Genomic DNA, 16,304 nt, shown 5'->3' with positions numbered 1-16,304 from the left:
GGGCGCTCCGATCCCGGTGCGGTGCGGGGTCGCACCGGGCCCGTCGTGCCGCTCCACCTGCTGATTAACGTGATCGTCACACAAAGGTGATATCTTTGTAAACACATTGGTGACACCTTTTGCCGCCGATCCGCCCCGCGCCGACCTGGCCGCCGGCACGCGGCGCGCTAGTCTCTGGGCAGGCGAGTGATCGGGGATCCTTGATGGGCGAGGCGACACGCGACGCGGCGCGGGCCGCAGCGCCGGTGCTGCACGACGCCGTGCTCGACGCTCTCGGGTTGGAGATCACCAGCGGTCGGCACGTCGCCGGACAGGCGCTCACCCTGGAGCAGTTACAGCAACGCTTCGGCGTCTCGCGGACCGTGATGCGGGAGGCGATGCGGATCCTGGAGTCGTTGCACCTGGTGGCCTCCCGTCGCCGGGTCGGCCTGGTGGTCCAGCCGATGCACCGGTGGCGGGTGCTCGACCCGCGCGTGATCCGCTGGCGGCTCGACGGGCCCGGCCGCGCCGCGCAGTTGCGGACGCTCACCGACCTGCGGGTGGCGGTCGAACCACTCGCCGCCGCCGGGGCAGCCCGGCACGCCACCGCCGAGGAGCGACAGCGACTGCGCGCGTTGGCCGCCCGGATGCGGCAACTCGGCGAGGCCGGTGAACTCGACGCGTTCCTCGCCGCCGACGTCGAGTTCCACGCGCTGCTGCTCCAGGCCTGCCTCAACGAGATGTTCACCGCGCTGACCGGGGTGATCGCCGAGGTGCTCGCCGGCCGGACCGAACACGGGCTGATGCCCAAGTGCCCCCGACCGGTCGCCCTGGACCTGCACGAGCAGGTCGCCAACACGGTCGCGGCCGAGGACGCCCGGGGCGCCGAGACCGCCATGCGGGAACTCGTCGAGGAGGTACGCGACGCGATCGGCACCGCCGACGCGACCGCCCCGACTTGCACTGAGTGAGAAGGCGACTCCCGACCGACCGGCCGCGCCCGGGACCATCCGACTGACCGTCGTACGTCGACAGGAGGTCCGGATGCCGTTCGCACGTGACCAGTGGTATGTGGCCGCGTTCAGCACCGAGGTCGGGCGGGACCTGCTCGCCCGTACCGTGCTGGGCGAACCGCTCGTGTTGTACCGCACCGAGTCCGGCACGGCGGTGGCGCTCGCCGACCGGTGTGTGCACCGGCGCTACCCGCTGTCGGAGAGCCGCCTCGACGGGGACACCGTGGTCTGCGGCTACCACGGCTTCACCTACGACCCGAGCGGCGCCTGCGTCTTCGTACCCGGGCAGCAGCGCATCCCCCGGACCGCGCGGGTGGCCGCGTACCCGGTGGTGGAGCAGGACACCCTGGTCTGGGTCTGGATCGGCGACCGGGACCGGGCCGACGCGTCCACCATCCCCCGCGCGCCCTGGCTCGGCGACCCGCGCTACACGACGGTACGCGGCATGGCGCCGCTGGACGCCCGGTACGGCCTGCTGGTGGACAACCTGATGGACCTGTCCCACGAGACCTACCTGCACGGTGGCTACATCGGCACACCCGAGGTGGCGGACACCCCGATCACGACCGAGGTGGACGAGGATCGGGGCGTCGTCTACGTCAGCCGGCACATGGACGACGCGGCGTGCCCGCCCTTCTATGCCCGCTCGACCGGCATCCAGGGCCGGATCACCCGCTGGCAGGACATCGAGTACCACCCGCCCTGCCTCTACCTGCTGCACAGCCGGATCGCCCCGCAGGGCGTCTACCCACCGGCCCAGGGCGACGACGACCAGGCGTTCCACGCCGAGATCGTGTACGCCATCACCCCGTCGACCGAGCACACCACGTACGACTTCTGGGCGGTGGCCCGGGACTTCGCCGTCGACGACGAGTCGGTCAGCGAGTACCTGCACCAGAGCAACCACACCGTGGTCATGCAGGACGTCACCGCCCTGAACATCCTGGAGCGGGTGATCGCCGCAGAGCCGGAGCGCTACCAGGAACTGAGCATCAACATCGACACCGGCGGGCTGGCCGCCCGACGGCTGCTCGCCCGGATGGTCGAGTCGTCCACGGTGGAGGCGCCCCGGTGACCGCGCCGGCCGGCGGGCTCACCGGCGACCGGGTCTATCGGATCCACTGGCTGCCGGGCACCGACACGCTGCGCGGCATCTGCCACTGCGGTGCCGAGCGGATCGCCGAGGAGCCGGTGCCGTTGTGGGAGTGGCTGCTCGCCCATCCCCGGGACCACCGGCCACCGACGGCGACCGTACCGTCCCCGCCGCAGCGGGCGGTGGTGCCGGCATGACCGCGACGGAGACGACGCTGGTGGTCGCCGGCCGGGAGGCGGTGGCCACCGGCGTGGTGGTGCTGACGCTGTGCCGCCCGGACGGTGGCGAGGTGCCGGGCTGGACCCCGGGCGCGCACGTCGACCTGGACCTGGGGTCGGGACTGGTACGCCAGTACTCGCTCTGCGGCGACCCGGCCGACCGCACTTCGCTCCAGGTGGCGGTGCACCTGGCGCCGGACGGGCGCGGCGGTTCCCGGCACGTGCACGAACGCCTACTGCCCGGCGCGACGGTCCGGGTGGTCGGGCCGCGCAACGCCTTCCGGCTGGTCGAGGCCGACCGCTACCTCTTCCTCGCCGGAGGCATCGGCATCACCCCGATCCGGCCGATGGTCGCCGCCGCCGACGCCGCCGGTGCCGACTGGCGGCTGGTGTACGGCGGACGCAGCCGCAGCACCATGGCCTTCGCCGCCGACCTGCGGCAGACGTACGGCGACCGGGTGCGGCTTCATCCGCAGGACGAGGCGGGCCTGCTCGACCTGGACGCGCTGATCGGCGACGCGGACGACGCGGTCGTCTACTGCTGCGGGCCGGAGGGGCTGATCGACGCGGTGCAGCAGCGCTGCCGAGCGTGGCCGCCCGGCCGGCTGCACGTCGAGCGGTTCGCCCCGACGGTGCAGGCCGGTGGTACGGGCGCACCGGCCGGTACGGGCGACCACGCCGTGGAGGTCGACCTAGCGCTCTCCGGCCGGACCGTGCACGTACCGCCGGACACCTCGATCCTGGCCGCGCTGGAGCAGGCCGGTACGCAGGTGCTCTCCTCCTGCCGCGAGGGCACCTGCGGCACCTGCGAGACGACCGTGCTCGACGGTGTGCCGGAGCACCGCGACAGCCTGCTCACCGAGGAGGAACGGGCCGCCGGGGACACCATGCTGATCTGCGTGTCCCGGGCGCGTACCCGGCGGCTCGTGCTGGAGCTGTGACCGGTCGACGGGGATGATGGCGGGGTGCAGGCACGGCCCGGACGCTCGGTCACCAGCAAGGTGCTGGCGCTGCTCGACGCGTTCAGCCCCGGCGAGCCGGCGCTGACCCTGAGCGAACTGGCCCGGCGGGCCGAGCTGCCGTTGCCCACCGCGTACCGCCGGGTCGCCGAGCTGGTGGCCTGGGGCGCGCTGGAGCGGGGTGACGACGCGCGCTACCGGGTCGGCCTGCGCCTGTGGGAGGTCGGTTCGCTGGCGCCGCGCGGGCTGGGGCTGCGCGAGCTGGCGCTGCCGGTGCTGGAGGACCTGTACGAGGTGACCCACGAGAACGTCCAGCTCGCCGTCCGGCAGGACCTCGAACTCGTCTTCATCGAGCGGATCGCCGGACGGCACGCGGTGCCGGTGCTGACCCGGGTCGGCGGTCGCTTCGCGCTGCACGCCACCGGTGTCGGGCTGGTGCTGCTGGCGCACGCACCGGCGCAGGTGCAGGAGCGGGTTCTCGCCGCGCCGCTGACGCGGTACACCGAGCTGACCGTCACCGACCCGGTGCGGTTGCGCCGCCAACTCGCCGAGATCCGCCGCGCCGGGTACGCGATCAGCGACCGGCAGGTCACCATGGACGCCCTCTCCGTCGCCGCGCCGATCGCCGGGCCGGACGGGGTGGTGGCTGCGATCTCGCTGGTGGTGGCGTACGACCGGGCCGATCCGCTGGCGCTGGCGCCGCTGGTGCAGGCGGCCGGGCGGGTGGTCTCCCGCGCACTGGGTCGCCCGTCCGCGTCGACCCGGCCGGGGCCGTTACCCCGACGTCCCCGTACGCAGTAGCTTGTCCGGGTGCGTGTTCTCGCCTCTCCGGCCCGTCGTCCCGGCCCGACCGGAGCGCCCGGTGGCGCGCCGTGTTGACCGAGGGCCGGGTGCGGCAGCCGGAGCCCACCACGCCGTCGGATCGGGCGGCGGTGGGTCGGGCCCGGGCGCAGCGGCTGCTGGTGACGCTGCTCGGTGACCACTGGCACGCCGGCCGGTCCCCGCTGCCCTCCGGCGGGCTGGTCGCGGTGCTCGCCGAGTTCGGCATCGCCCCGGCCAACGCCCGTGCCACGCTCGCCCGCCTGACCCAGCGCGGCATGCTCGAACGCACCAAGGAGGGCCGGCGGACCAGCTACCGGCTGACCGAGTCGGCGTCGCAGACCCTGCGCCGGGGTGCCCGGCGCATCTTCGCCAGCAGCGACTCAGACGACTGGGACGGCATCTGGACGCTGCTCGCCTTCACGCTGCCGCTGGACGACGCGAACCAGCGCCGGCTGCTGCGGGCCCGGCTGCGCTGGCTGACGTTCTGGCCGTTGTACGACGCGACCTGGGTGACCCCGCACGACCGGTTCGACGAGGTGCACGAGCAGCTCGGCGAGCTGGGCGTCACCGACGCCGTGGTGCTGCGCTCGCGGGACTTCGAGCTGCTGCCGAGCACCCGCGCCCGGCTGGAGGCAGCCTGGCGCATCGACGTGCTCGCCGACGGCTACCAGCGATTCCTGGAACGCCACCGTACGGTGGCGCGGCGGGCCGAGGCCGGTGCGCTGGGCCCGTCGGCGGCGCTGGTCGCGCGGACCGAGCTGGTCAACGACTGGCGGGCGCTTTTGGGCGACGATCCCGACCTGCCGGCCCGGTTCCTGCCGGCGTCCTTTCCCCGGGCACAGGCACGGGTGATGTTCCTGCGCACCGCGCAGGCCCTGGCCGAGCCGGCGCAGCAGCGCTTCGAGGAACTCGTCCGCACTCCCGAGCGGGGCTGACCGGACTCCCGAGCGGGGCTGAGCAGAGGCGACGACGCGGCCGATCTTCGCCATCCATAGATACGATGCAGAATCGTTGACGCGCGATCAGATTTCGCATTATGTTCGCCACACGTGCCTGACCAGCAGGTCCAGCCGTCCGTCTCCGGCTGAAAGGGGTCCCGTCATGCCCACCGATCGACCTCAGGAGCGCACCAGACCACGATCATGGAAGGGAGCGCTGGCCGTGGCCGCCACGGCGGCGCTACTCGCCGGCTCCGCCGCACCGGCCCTCGCCGCACCGCCACCCCACGCGGGTCCCGCCGACCGCGCCTTCGAGGTGACCGTCCTGTCCGGACGGGCCGACACCGTCAGCGGCGGCGACGCGCTGGTGCGCGTCGCGGTGCCGCGCACCGTACCCCCGCACCACGTGAAGATCCGGCTCGACGGCCGGGACGTCACCGACCGGTTCCGGGCCACCGACGACAAGCGCACGCTGCTCGGTCTCGTGGACGGGCTGGCGCTGGGCGCCAACGAACTCGAGGTCCGCGCGAACGGGCAGGGCCACGGCCGGCCCCGCGCCACGCTGACCCTGCGCAACCATCCGGCCGCCGGCCCGGTCATCTCCGGCCCGCACATCCCGCTGTTCTGCACCGCGTCGGGCAACCCGTGGAACCTGGGCCCGGTGGACGCGGACTGCCACGTGGCGCAGCCCCGGGTCACCTACCAGTACCGCACCACCGCCGGGAGCTTCGTCGCGCTGCCGGACGGCCCGCTCCCGGCCGACGTGGCCACCACCACGACCAGCGACGGCCGTACCGTGCCGTACGTGGTCCGGGTCGAGCGCGGCACCATCAACCGCGCGGTGTACGAGATCGCCCTGCTGCACCGGCCGGGCACCGCGCCGCCGGACCCGTGGACGACCACCGACGGATGGAACGACCGGCTGGTCTACACCTTCGGCGGTGCCTGCGGCATCGGCTACACCCAGGCCACCAGCACCGGCGGGGTGCTGAACCACAGCCTGCTCAGCAGGGGCTACGCGGTGGCCAGCGCGACGTTCAACGTCTTCGCCAACAACTGCAACGACGTCACCTCCGCCGAGACCGCGATGATGGTCAAGGAGCACTTCGTCGAGTCGTACGGCGTACCGCTGTTCACCATGGGCTGGGGCGGCTCGGCCGGCACCATGCAGCAGTTGCTGATCTCCAACGCGTACCCGGGGATCCTGGACGGGGTGATCGGCCAGATCGGCTACCCGGACGAACGCTCGGTGACCCTCACCGGGCACGAGTGCCGGTTCATCACCCAGGCGGCCCCGGCTGCCGGGTTGTCCACCGCCCAACGCACCGCGGTGACCGGCTTCGCCAGCCCGAACACCTGCGGCGGCTACCAGAACTTCGACAGCGTCGACTGGCCCGCCACCTGCCCGAACCACGTCCCCGCCGGGCTGCGCTACCACCCGGTGACCAACCCGGACGGCATCCGCTGCGCGATGGCGGACTTCATCGCCAACGTGTACGGCGTCGACCCGGCCACCGGCGCCGGGCGGCCGATCATCCCGGACACCGTCGGCGTGCAGTACGGGCTGCGGACCCTGGACGCCGGGGTGATCAGTCCGGAGCAGTTCGTCCGGCTCAACGAGGGCATCGGTGGCCTGGACGTGGAGGGCAACCGCACCCCGCACCGCACCTCGGCGAACGTCGACGCGATCGAGGTGGCGTACGCGACCGGGCGCGTCAACCAGTTCGACGGTGGTCTGCGGTGGACGCCGATCATCGAGACCCGTGGTTACACCGACCCGAGCGGTGACTTCCACGACCGCTTCCGCTCCTGGACCATGCGGGAGCGGCTGCTCGCGGCCAACGGTCACGCGGACAACCACATCAGCGTCACCAGCGCGTCCGGGGCGCCCGCGTCGACGAGCCAGACGCAGGCACTGGTCGACATGGACTCCTGGCTGACCGCCCGGACGGCGTTGGCGGCGAGCCGGCCGCACCTGGACGAGACGGCACTGACCCGGCTGTCCCGGCCGGCCGGGCTGGCGGACCACTGCGTCGCGGCGGACGGACAGCGGATCGTGGAGACGTTGACCCTCGACCCGGAGGCACGGTGCAACCAACTCTTCCCGTTCCACCGCAACCCGCGCGTGGAGGCGGGCGGGCCGACCAGTTCCGCCGTGCTCAAGTGCCGGCTCGCGCCGCTGGACCGGGCGGCGTACGGCGTGGACTTCACCGACGATCAGTGGCAGCGGTTGCGGGCGGTCTTCCCGGACGGGGTCTGTGACTGGTCCCGGCCCGGCGTCGGTCAGGTCCCGCTGACCGGCACCTGGATCCGCTTCTGAGCGCACCGGTGTCGGGCGACGTCATCCGGCGTCGCCCGGCACCGGCTCGGTCCGGCCCAGCTCCGTCCGGTACCGACTCAGCTCAGTCCGGCACCGGCTCAGTCCGGGAAGGCGAGCAGGCGCAGCAGTTGCGCCAGCCGGGCGTGGTCCTCGGGGGTGACCGCGGCCAGCAACCCCAGCTCCACGGCGTGCGCGGAGGACTGGGCGCGGGCGAACAGCTCGCGCCCCTCGTCCGTGGCGACCAGGACGTTGGCGCGTCGATCGGCGGGGTCGGTGCGGCGCTCGACCAGGCCGCGTTTCTCCAGGTCGTCGATGAGCGCCACCACCTGACTCGGGTCCAGCCGGAGGAACTCGGCCAGCTCCCGTTGGGTGGGGCGGGTGTCGTCGGCGGCCAGCGCGAGCACCGAGTACGAGCGGGCCTTCAGGCCGTGTTCGGCCAGGGCGGCGTTGGCCGCGGCGAGGGTGAGCGCGTTGGCGCGCACCAGCAGGAAGCTCAGATCCCGGCCGAGCACGCTGTCCCGCAGGCCGTCGGCCGGTCGGGCTCTCTCGGGAGGGGGCACGGCGACGATGATAGCAAGCCTCACCAATAATTGACTTTCTCAACGATTCATGTTCCGATCGATCTCGACGCGAAGGAGTGCCCATGTCCCTGGACGGCAAAGTCGCAATCGTCACCGGAGCCGGACGCGGTCTCGGCCTCGCCTACGCCCGTCAGTTGGCGGAGCGGGGTGCCGCGGTCGTGGTCAACGACGTGGACGAGCAGGCGACCGGCGACGCCGTCGCGGCGATCCGGGCGGCCGGCGGACGTGCCGTCGCGGTGGTCGCACCGGTCGGCCCCACCGAGACCGCGCAGGCCCTGGTCGCCACCGCGGTCGAGAGCTTCGGTCGGCTCGACATCCTGGTCACCAACGCCGGAGTGCTACGCGACACGGTGCTCTGGAAGATGACCGACGAGGACTTCGACACCGTGATCGGCGTGCACCTGCGCGGCACCTTCACCACCGTGCGCGAGGCCGTGCGGCACATGCGCCAGGCCGGCGAGGGCGGGCGGATCATCTGCATCGGCTCCCCCACCGGCCAACGCGGCACCTTCGGCCAGACCAACTACGCCGCCGCCAAGGCCGGCATCGTCGGCATGGTCCGGACCTGGGCGTTGGAGCTCAAGCGGGCCGGAATCACGGTCAACGCCGTTGTCCCGGTCGCCGCGACCGCGATGACCGCCACCGTCCCCTACTTCGCCGCCGCGGTCCGCGCCGAGGCCGCCGGTGAGCCGATGCCCGCCTTCTTCCGGCACGACCTCGGCTTCGGCACCTCCGACGACGTGGCCGGGTTGGTCGCCTTCCTCGGCTCCGACAGCGCCGCCGAGGTGACCGGCCAGGTGATCGGCGTGGGCGGCGACCGGATCCAGATCTGGACCCACCCGGAGGTCGCGCTCACCGCCCACCACGAGGGCGGCTGGTCGTACGACGCACTGGTCACCGCGTGGCCGACCGAGTTCGCCGGTGCGCTGCGCAGCGTCGGCGAGCGCTTCCCTGAGTTGCCCGAGGAGTTCCGCGACACCGCCTCCTGACCCGCCGGACGAAGGTTCCCGAGCATGTACCAGCCCGCGATCGACCTGGACGCCGTCACCGCGATCGACATGCACGTACACATCGAGATCGACGACCACGGCCACGCCTCGCTGCCCGATCCGCTCGTCGCCGCCGCCTCGAAGTACTTCCGCACCGATGGCCCGCGTCCGGCGGTGGACGCGGTGGCGCAGTACTACCGCGAACGGAACATGGCGGCCGTGGTGTTCAGCGTCGACGCGCGGACGCAACTGGCGCACCCGCCGCTGTCCAGCGCCGACATCGCCCGTGCCGCCGCCCAGCACGCCGACGTGCTCGTGCCGTTCGGCTCGGTCGACCCGCGCACCGGCGAGGCGGCCCTGGAACTCGCCGCCCGGCTGATCGAGGACGAGGGCGTACGCGGGTTCAAGTTCCACCCCACCGTGCAGGGCTTCGACCCGAGCCACGAGGAGTACGCGCCGCTGTGGGGCTTGATCGAGAAGGCGGGACTGCCGGCGTTGTTCCACACCGGGCAGACCGGCATCGGCGCGGGACTGCCCGGCGGCTACGGCTTCCGGCTCGGGCTGTCCAACCCGATGCTGCTCGACCCGGTCGCCGCCGAGTTCCCGGACCTCCAGATCATCATGGCCCACCCGTCGGTGCCGTGGCAGGACGAGGCGCTGTCGGTGGCGACGCACAAACCGAACACCTGGATCGACCTGTCCGGCTGGAGCCCGAAGTACTTTCCGGCCGAGCTGGTGCGCTACGCCAACTCGATCCTCAAGAGCCGGGTGCTCTTCGGCACCGACTACCCGCTGCTCACCCCGGACCGCTGGCTGCGGGACGTGGCGAGCACCGACCTCAAGCCCGACGTGCTGCCCGGCATCTTGAAGGACAACGCCGCCCGGCTGCTGCGCCTGGCCGGATGACGACGGAAGGACACCCGTGACCACCACCATCGCCTACGACCAGCTCGCCGGCCTCGGCGGCACCGACCTCGGGCACACCGAGTACCGGACCGTCACCCAGGACCAGATCGACCTGTTCGCCGACGCGACCGACGACCACCAGTGGATCCACGTCGACCCGGAACGTGCCAAGGACGGCCCGTTCGGTGCGCCGATCGCCCACGGCTTCCTCACCCTCTCTCTCGCCGTGCCGTTCTGGACGGAGCTGCTCGACGTGACCGGGGTGTCCACGAAGGTGAACTACGGCCTGGACAAGGTGCGCTTCCCGGCACCGGTGCGGGTCGGCTCGCGGGTGCGGATGCGGGCCGTCGTCGCCGAGGTCACCGAGGTGGCCGGCGGTTACCAGATCGCCGTCGACCAGACCATCGAGATCGACGGCGCAGGCAAGCCCGCCGTCGTCGCCAGGGGGATCTACCGCTTCTACGCCTGACCTGCCGGGACCGCCGCCGACCGACCGCACACCGACGCCGTCCACCGCCCTCCACCACCGGGAGACTGCTGATGCACCACCAAGGGATCGGCGCCTGGCTGGCCAAGCGCCGACTCAAGTCACCGGAGCAGATCGCGCTCGTCTACGGCGAGCAGGCGACCATGACGTACCGACAGCTCGCCGACGCCACGGACGGTGTCGCGGCGGCGCTGCGGCACCTCGGCGTCGGCAAGGGGGACACCGTCGCGTACCTGGGTGAGAACAGCCCCCAGTTCCTCCAGGTGATGTTCGGGACCACGCGGCTGGGCGCCGCCTTCGTGCCGGTCAACACCCGGCTGGCGACTCCCGAGATCACTCACGTGCTCAGCGACAGCGGTGCCCGGGTGCTGGTCCACGACCCCGAGTTCACCGCCCGGGTGGCCTCGGTCGCGGCGTCGTCCCGGCCGTCGCACGTGGTGCCGACCGGCCCCGGGAGCGCGGAGGCCCCGGGCCTCGATCGGCTGGCCGAGACCGCGCCCCGGGACGACGCGCCCGAACGGATCACCATGCGGGACCCGGCCGCGATCGTCTACACCTCGGGCACCACCGGGCGGGCCAAGGGCGCCGTGCTGACCCACGGCAACCTGACCTGGACGGCGCTGAACTGCATCGTCGACTACGACGTGGTGTCCACCGACATCGCCCTGATGATCTCGCCGCTGTTCCACGTCGCCTCGCTCGGCATGGGCGCGCTGCCGATCCTCCTCAAGGGCGGCACCCTGGTGCTGGAAAAGGGCTTCGAGCCGGGACGCGCGCTCGCCCAGATCGCACGGCACGGCGTCACCATGCTCAGCGGCGTACCGACCACCTTCCAGCTGATGGCCGACCACCCGGACTGGGCCACCACCGACCTGTCCACCCTGGGCAAGCTCACCTGCGGCGGCTCGGCGGTGCCGGTCCGGGTGCTCAACGCGTACGAGGAGCGGGGCCTGTCGTTCTCGCAGGGCTACGGCATGACCGAGGCGTCACCGGGAGCCACCTCGCTGCCGCCGGCCATGACCCGGGCGAAGCAGGGCAGCGTGGGCCTGCCGCACTTCTTCACCGAGGTACGCGTCGCCGACACCGACGGCGGCCCGGCTCCCGCCGGCAGCATCGGCGAGATCGAGATCGCCGGCCCGAACGTGTTCCGGGGCTACCACCGGATGCCCGAGGCGACGGCCGGCGCGTTCACCACGGACGGCTGGTTCCGCTCCGGTGACCTCGGCTACCTGGACGACGACGGCTACCTGCACATCGCGGGCCGCCTCAAAGACATGATCATCTCGGGTGGGGAGAACATCTACCCGGCCGAGATCGAGCTGCTGCTCGGCGAGATCGACGGGGTTACCGGTGTGGCGGTCATCGGCGTCCCGGACGAGCGCTGGGGCGAGGTGCCCTGGGCGATCATGACGATCCGCGCGGGTGTCGCCGTGGACGTCGACACCGTCCGCGATTTCCTTGACGGCAAGGTGGCCCGTTACAAGCTGCCCAAGAACGTGGTCATCGTGAACGAACTGCCGCGGACCGCGTCGGGGAAGGTGCGGAAGGCGGACCTGCGGAGCCGCTTCGGCGGGTGGTGGCAGCGCGAGTGGTGACCAGCGCGGCGAACTCCGCGGCGGAGGCGTCGGCCAACCGTTCGTGCATCCGTCGGTAGACCTGCGTCGACCGGGCGGCCGGCCACTGCGCGTCCATGAACTCGCGCGGTAGTCGCGGATCGGCGCGCAGCAACGCGAGCCAGTCCGCCACCAGCATCGTGCGGACGGTGAGCGCGCTGGGGGCCTGCGTCGCCGCCTCCGGGTCCTCCCACACCTCGATGAACGCCAGGTGCTCGCGTCGGATCGCCTCGATGTCCCAGGCGGCCCGGACGCTCTCGGCGATCGGGAACCCGGCCAGTTCGCGGGCGTGGAAGGCGATCACCGTGTTCGGCGGCAGGTCCCGACACAGCGGTTCCAGCGACCCGGCGAGGTCGACCTCGCCGGGCGCCAGCCACAGCCCGTCGCGCAGCGGCGCGAAGCCCTCCCAGGTCAGCGTGGACCGCAGCCGGTGACGCAGGGTCCGCTGCCCCTCCGGGATGGTGAACGTGACGAGGGTCCAGCCGGTGCCCTGCGGATCGAACGGGCGTGGGCCACGGACCCGCTCGGTCGCCTCGCGCAGCACCGCCACGCCGTGCTCGGTCAGCGAGAACTGGATCTCCCGGCCGCTCTTGCTGCGGGCGAGGATGCCGGTCTGCACGAGCCGGTCGAGGGTGGCCCGGGTCGCCGGGGCGGCGACCCCCGCCCCCTCCAGCACCCCGATCAGGACACTGGCGCGAACCGGCCCCGGATCGTCGTCGACGACGTGTTCACCGAAGAACGCGAGCAGCAGTTGCTTCGGCTGACGACTGCGCACAGTCCTCCCTCTCGGACGGCTCCGACCTGGCGACGGTCACGGGGCGACGGTCTGGGCGCCCTTGGCGCGCCGGATCTGGTCGTAGACGTGGGTCCGCAGCTCCGTGAAGCGGGGTAGCGCGCGAGTCGTGATCTGGTCACGCTCCGGCGGCAGGTCGATGGCGAGATCCTCCTGCACCCAGGTCGGCGACTTGGACAATACTAGAACCCGTTCGCCCAGGTAGACCGACTCGTCGATGTCGTGTGTAACGAAGACGATCGATATCTTGCGGGTCGCGTGCAGCTCCCGCACCAGGTCCTCCAGGTCCGCCCGGGTCTGGGCGTCGACCGCCGCGAACGGCTCGTCCATGATCAGCACTTCCGGCTCGTACGCGACCGCCCGGGCGATCGCCACCCGCTGCTGCATGCCGCCGGAGAGCTGCCAGGGGTGGCTGCGGGCGGCGTGCCCGAGGCCCACCGCCTCGATCGCGTCGGTGACCAGCCGCTCGCGTGCCGCCCGGGACAACTTCTTGTGCCGCAACGGCAGTTCGACGTTGCCCCGCACGGTCAGCCACGGATAGAGGCTGCGGCCGTACTCCTGGAAGACGACGGCCATGGCGGGACTCGGGCCGGTCACCGGGGTCCCGTGCATCTCGACCAGCCCGCCGGTGGGCCGCAGCAACCCGGCCAGGCATTTCAGCAGCGTGGTCTTGCCGCAGCCGGAGGGGCCGACGATGCAGACGAGTTCACCGGCGGCCATGGTGAAGCTGACGTCCCCGATCGCCTCGACGTCGCCGGACGCGGACTCGTACACCTTCCGTAGGTGCTCCACCTTGAGCAACATGTCCCGCTCAGGCACGGTTGACCTCCCTGATTCCGTGGTACCAACGCAGCACCCGCCGTTCGACGACACCGAAGGTCGCGGCGAGCAGGACGCCGACGAGGCCGAGCAGGAGGATGCCGCTCCACATCTCGGCGATGAGGTAGTTCCGCTGGAAGTACGCGATCCGGTAGCCCAACCCGGCGGACGAGGCGAACATCTCCGAGATCACCATCAGGATCAGCGCCACCGAGAGCCCCTGCCGGACGCCGGCCATGATGCGTGGGCTCGCCGCCGGCAGCACGAGGAAGCGCAGTCGCTCCCACCAGGTGATCCGGAACGAGTCGGCGGTCTCGGACATGACGCTGTCGGTGGCCCGGACACCGTCGATGGTGTTCAGCAGGATCGGCCAGACGGCGCCGGAGACGATGACCACCACCTTCATCGTGTCGGTGATGCCCAGCAGCAGCATCACCACCGGGATCAGCACCGGCGGGGGGATGGCCCGGAAGAACTCCAGCAGCGGCTCCAGCAGTTCGCTCAGCCACCGGAACAGTCCGATGAGCGTGCCGAGGGCGACGCCGATCACGATCGACGCGGCGATGCCGAGCACGAGTCGATAGAGGCTGGGCAGCACGTCGTGGACGAAGGCGGGGCCGACCCAGGTCTCCCGGAACGCCTCGCCGATGGTGAGCGGGCCGGGGAAGAACCGGTTCGTCGACACCGTCGACGCCGCACCCCAGACCACCAGGAGCAGGAAGGGCAGCCCGAGCGAGTAGAGGAAGCCCGACGCGACGCGGGACGCGACATGACGACCGCGCGGCCGGGCGGCGATCCGTTCGGCGCGCGCGGTCATCGGGGCTCCTCTCCTCGGACGGACTGGTGCCAGGACAGTGAGCGCCGCTCGACGAACCGGAAGACGAGGTTCACCAGCAGCCCGAGCAGGCCGGTGACCACCACCAGGGCGTACAGACCGACCGCGTCACCGGCGGAGCGGGACAGCTCGATCATCCGTCCCAACCCGGGGTTGCCGATCACCATCTCCGAGGTGATGGCGAGGATGAGCGCCACCGCCGCGCCCAGCCGGACACCCGTCATCAGGTACGGCAGGGTGGTCGGCAGCACGAGATAGGTCAGGCGCTCGCGCCGGGTGAGCCGGAAGCTGCGCGCGGTGTCCCGGGCCACCGCGTCGACGTCCGCCACCCCATAGATGACCTGCACGAACACCTGCCAGAAGGACGCGTAGATGATGATCACGAGCGCGGCCTTCATCTGGATGCCGAACATCAGCACGGCCAGCGGGATGAGTGCCACCGAGGGGATCGGGCGCAGGAACTCGACCATCGTGTGGGTCGCGCGACGCAGGACGGGCACCAGCCCGACGAGGGTGCCCAGGACGACCGCGGCGACCGTCGCCACGGTCAGCCCGATCGCCCACGAGGTCATGGTGTGACCGAGCCGCCGCCAGAAGGCGACGTCGCGGAACTCCTCGGCGAGCCGGACCAGCACGTCCGTGACGTACGGCAGGTACTGCGAGTTGACCAGGCCGAGCGTCGGCACCAACTGCCAGACGACGAGGAATCCCACCAGACCTGCGGCGCCCAGCAGCACCTTGCGTGGCGGGCGGGTCCGCCGGATGGATGACACGTGCATGTCGCTCCCGTGGTCGGCGGCGACGCCCTCCCCGGCGGTCGGCCGGGAAGGGCGGGACCGCGAGGGCTACTGCTGCTGGATGAGACGGTCGAAGTTCGGCTGCCGATCGAGCACCTGGTACTTGCCGGCGAGCGTGGCGAGCGTGGTCAGGCTCTCCCGGTCCAGGTCCCAGCCGAACTCGGGCAGTCGTACCGAGTCCGCCACCGGCTCGGGAAGCTGCAAATTGTCCTTGATGGCTTGCCGGACGTCCGCCTCGTTGGCGGGGTCCTGCGCCCACTGGAGCGTCTCCTTCATCGCCGTCGAGAAGGCGGCGATCAGCTCGGCGTCGGACTCGGTCCGCTCCTTCGTGGTGATCGTGGTCAGCGTGGCGAGCCCCGGGACGACCTCCTGGTAGGGCGCGACCACGAAGGCGTCCCCCCGGCCCCGCAGCTGCGTGACGAACGGCTCCGGCACCCAGGCGGCGTCGATGTTGCCGGCCTCCAGCTGGGCCGGCGCGTCCGGGAACGCGACCTCGACGAACCTGATGGTGGACGGGTCACCGCCGTCCTTCTCCACCGCGGCCATGATGGTCACGTCACCGGCCGCGCCCAGACTGTTCACCGACACCCGCTTCCCGGCGAGCTGGGCGGGCCGGGTGATGCCCGACGCCGCGGACGCCACGACGGCGTTGATGTCGTCGCCCTCGGCGTACGAGGACGCGTAGTTGCCGATCATCACCACGCCGAGGTCCTGCAGGTCGGCCCGGAACGGACCGAACGGCTGGCCGATGGCGAACTCGATGTCACCGTTGATCAGCGCCGGAATCGCCTGGGCACCGCCCTGCGCGGGCAGCACCTCGACCCCCAGCCCGTGCTTGGCGAAGATGCCCGCCTCGATGCCGCCCCACAGCGCGGCGGTCTCGGTGATGGGTAGCGCCGCGACCCGCACCTGGCGCAGGTCGCCGTCGGACGGCTCGGTGCCGGTCGCGTCGGAGTCGGTACATGCGGTGAGGGCGATCGCGACGGCGGCGACCAGCCCGAAAGTGATGACCTTCTTCATGGACGGGGCCCTTCCTGGGCGGGGGCGGTGGGGTGCGTCGACACGGCGGATGCCTCGAAGGTGCGGACGCGTTCGGGTGTGAGTGGGGTCACCCTGCCGTGGTGGCCATGTTCAGTCACCCG

General features: G+C 71.7%; 17 protein-coding genes. 11 read left to right on the top strand and 6 right to left on the bottom strand.

Annotated features, from left to right (window positions below):
* Positions 1–203: 203 nt before the first annotated feature.
* From ACIBO1_RS14015 to ACIBO1_RS13985, 7 genes are all read left to right on the top strand, one after another.
* Positions 204–950, top strand: a complete 747-nt coding sequence (locus ACIBO1_RS14015; protein ID WP_396745572.1) for a FadR/GntR family transcriptional regulator — start codon at positions 204–206, stop codon at positions 948–950.
* 73 nt (positions 951–1,023) lie between these two features.
* The gene (locus ACIBO1_RS14010) at positions 1,024–2,067 is read left to right on the top strand and encodes a Rieske 2Fe-2S domain-containing protein (RefSeq protein WP_396745569.1); all 1,044 of its coding nucleotides are present in this window, start codon (positions 1,024–1,026) and stop codon (positions 2,065–2,067) included.
* Entirely contained in the window at positions 2,064–2,282 is a 219-nt protein-coding gene (locus tag ACIBO1_RS14005) for a hypothetical protein (RefSeq protein WP_396745566.1), read from the top strand. The genes ACIBO1_RS14010 and ACIBO1_RS14005 overlap by 4 nt, the downstream gene beginning before the upstream one ends.
* Positions 2,279–3,244, top strand: coding sequence for a PDR/VanB family oxidoreductase (locus ACIBO1_RS14000; RefSeq protein WP_396745563.1), 966 nt, complete (start codon positions 2,279–2,281; stop codon positions 3,242–3,244). The genes ACIBO1_RS14005 and ACIBO1_RS14000 overlap by 4 nt, the downstream gene beginning before the upstream one ends.
* 24 nt (positions 3,245–3,268) lie before the next feature.
* Positions 3,269–4,063 carry an IclR family transcriptional regulator gene (locus ACIBO1_RS13995; RefSeq protein ID WP_396745560.1) on the top strand — a complete coding sequence of 265 codons (795 nt, stop codon included), beginning with the start codon at positions 3,269–3,271 and terminating at the stop codon, positions 4,061–4,063.
* A 71-nt stretch (positions 4,064–4,134) separates the two neighbouring features.
* Entirely contained in the window at positions 4,135–5,019 is an 885-nt protein-coding gene (locus ACIBO1_RS13990; protein WP_396745557.1) for a PaaX family transcriptional regulator C-terminal domain-containing protein, read from the top strand.
* Positions 5,020–5,245: 226 nt separating this feature from the next.
* Positions 5,246–7,342, top strand: coding sequence for a DUF6351 family protein (locus ACIBO1_RS13985; protein ID WP_396745554.1), 2,097 nt, complete (start codon positions 5,246–5,248; stop codon positions 7,340–7,342).
* Positions 7,343–7,440: 98 nt separating this feature from the next.
* Here ACIBO1_RS13985 and ACIBO1_RS13980 read toward each other — a convergent pair whose 3' ends face one another.
* Positions 7,441–7,902: a MarR family winged helix-turn-helix transcriptional regulator gene (locus tag ACIBO1_RS13980; protein ID WP_396745551.1), complete on the bottom strand. Its 462-nt coding sequence runs from the start codon at positions 7,900–7,902 to the stop codon at positions 7,441–7,443.
* 83 nt (positions 7,903–7,985) lie between these two features.
* Here ACIBO1_RS13980 and ACIBO1_RS13975 point away from each other — a divergent pair, with 83 nt between their 5' ends.
* The 4 genes from ACIBO1_RS13975 (at position 7,986) to ACIBO1_RS13960 (ending at position 11,900) form a co-directional block, all read left to right on the top strand.
* Entirely contained in the window at positions 7,986–8,912 is a 927-nt protein-coding gene (locus ACIBO1_RS13975; RefSeq protein WP_396745548.1) for an SDR family oxidoreductase, read from the top strand.
* Between the two features lie 24 nt (positions 8,913–8,936).
* Entirely contained in the window at positions 8,937–9,818 is an 882-nt protein-coding gene (locus ACIBO1_RS13970) for an amidohydrolase family protein (protein ID WP_396745545.1), read from the top strand.
* 16 nt (positions 9,819–9,834) lie between these two features.
* Positions 9,835–10,287, top strand: a complete 453-nt coding sequence (locus ACIBO1_RS13965; RefSeq protein ID WP_396745542.1) for a MaoC family dehydratase — start codon at positions 9,835–9,837, stop codon at positions 10,285–10,287.
* 71 nt (positions 10,288–10,358) lie between these two features.
* A complete protein-coding gene (locus ACIBO1_RS13960) occupies positions 10,359–11,900 on the top strand; it encodes a long-chain fatty acid--CoA ligase (RefSeq protein WP_396745539.1) in 1,542 nt (513 codons plus the stop codon).
* Here the strand turns inward: ACIBO1_RS13960 and ACIBO1_RS13955 are convergent.
* The 5 genes from ACIBO1_RS13955 to ACIBO1_RS13935 form a co-directional block, all read right to left on the bottom strand.
* A complete protein-coding gene (locus tag ACIBO1_RS13955; protein ID WP_396745536.1) occupies positions 11,806–12,693 on the bottom strand; it encodes a PaaX family transcriptional regulator C-terminal domain-containing protein in 888 nt (295 codons plus the stop codon). The two genes, ACIBO1_RS13960 and ACIBO1_RS13955, sit on opposite strands and share 95 nt — an antisense overlap.
* A gap of 36 nt (positions 12,694–12,729) precedes the next feature.
* On the bottom strand, positions 12,730–13,530 hold the full coding sequence (locus ACIBO1_RS13950; protein WP_396745533.1) for an ABC transporter ATP-binding protein: 801 nt from the start codon (positions 13,528–13,530) through the stop codon (positions 12,730–12,732).
* A complete protein-coding gene (locus tag ACIBO1_RS13945; RefSeq protein WP_396745530.1) occupies positions 13,523–14,347 on the bottom strand; it encodes an ABC transporter permease in 825 nt (274 codons plus the stop codon). Before ACIBO1_RS13945 ends, ACIBO1_RS13950 begins: the two co-directional genes overlap by 8 nt.
* Positions 14,344–15,144, bottom strand: coding sequence for an ABC transporter permease (locus ACIBO1_RS13940; RefSeq protein WP_350696835.1), 801 nt, complete (start codon positions 15,142–15,144; stop codon positions 14,344–14,346). The genes ACIBO1_RS13945 and ACIBO1_RS13940 overlap by 4 nt, the downstream gene beginning before the upstream one ends.
* A 66-nt stretch (positions 15,145–15,210) precedes the next feature.
* Positions 15,211–16,182, bottom strand: coding sequence for an ABC transporter substrate-binding protein (locus ACIBO1_RS13935; protein WP_396745527.1), 972 nt, complete (start codon positions 16,180–16,182; stop codon positions 15,211–15,213).
* Positions 16,183–16,304 lie beyond the last annotated feature (122 nt).

The organism is Micromonospora sp. NPDC049903, assembly GCF_044460945.1.
GTDB lineage: Bacteria > Actinomycetota > Actinomycetes > Mycobacteriales > Micromonosporaceae > Micromonospora.
The sequence above is the reverse complement of the archived record's forward strand: the minus strand, read 5'-3'. Positions and strand labels throughout refer to the sequence as shown.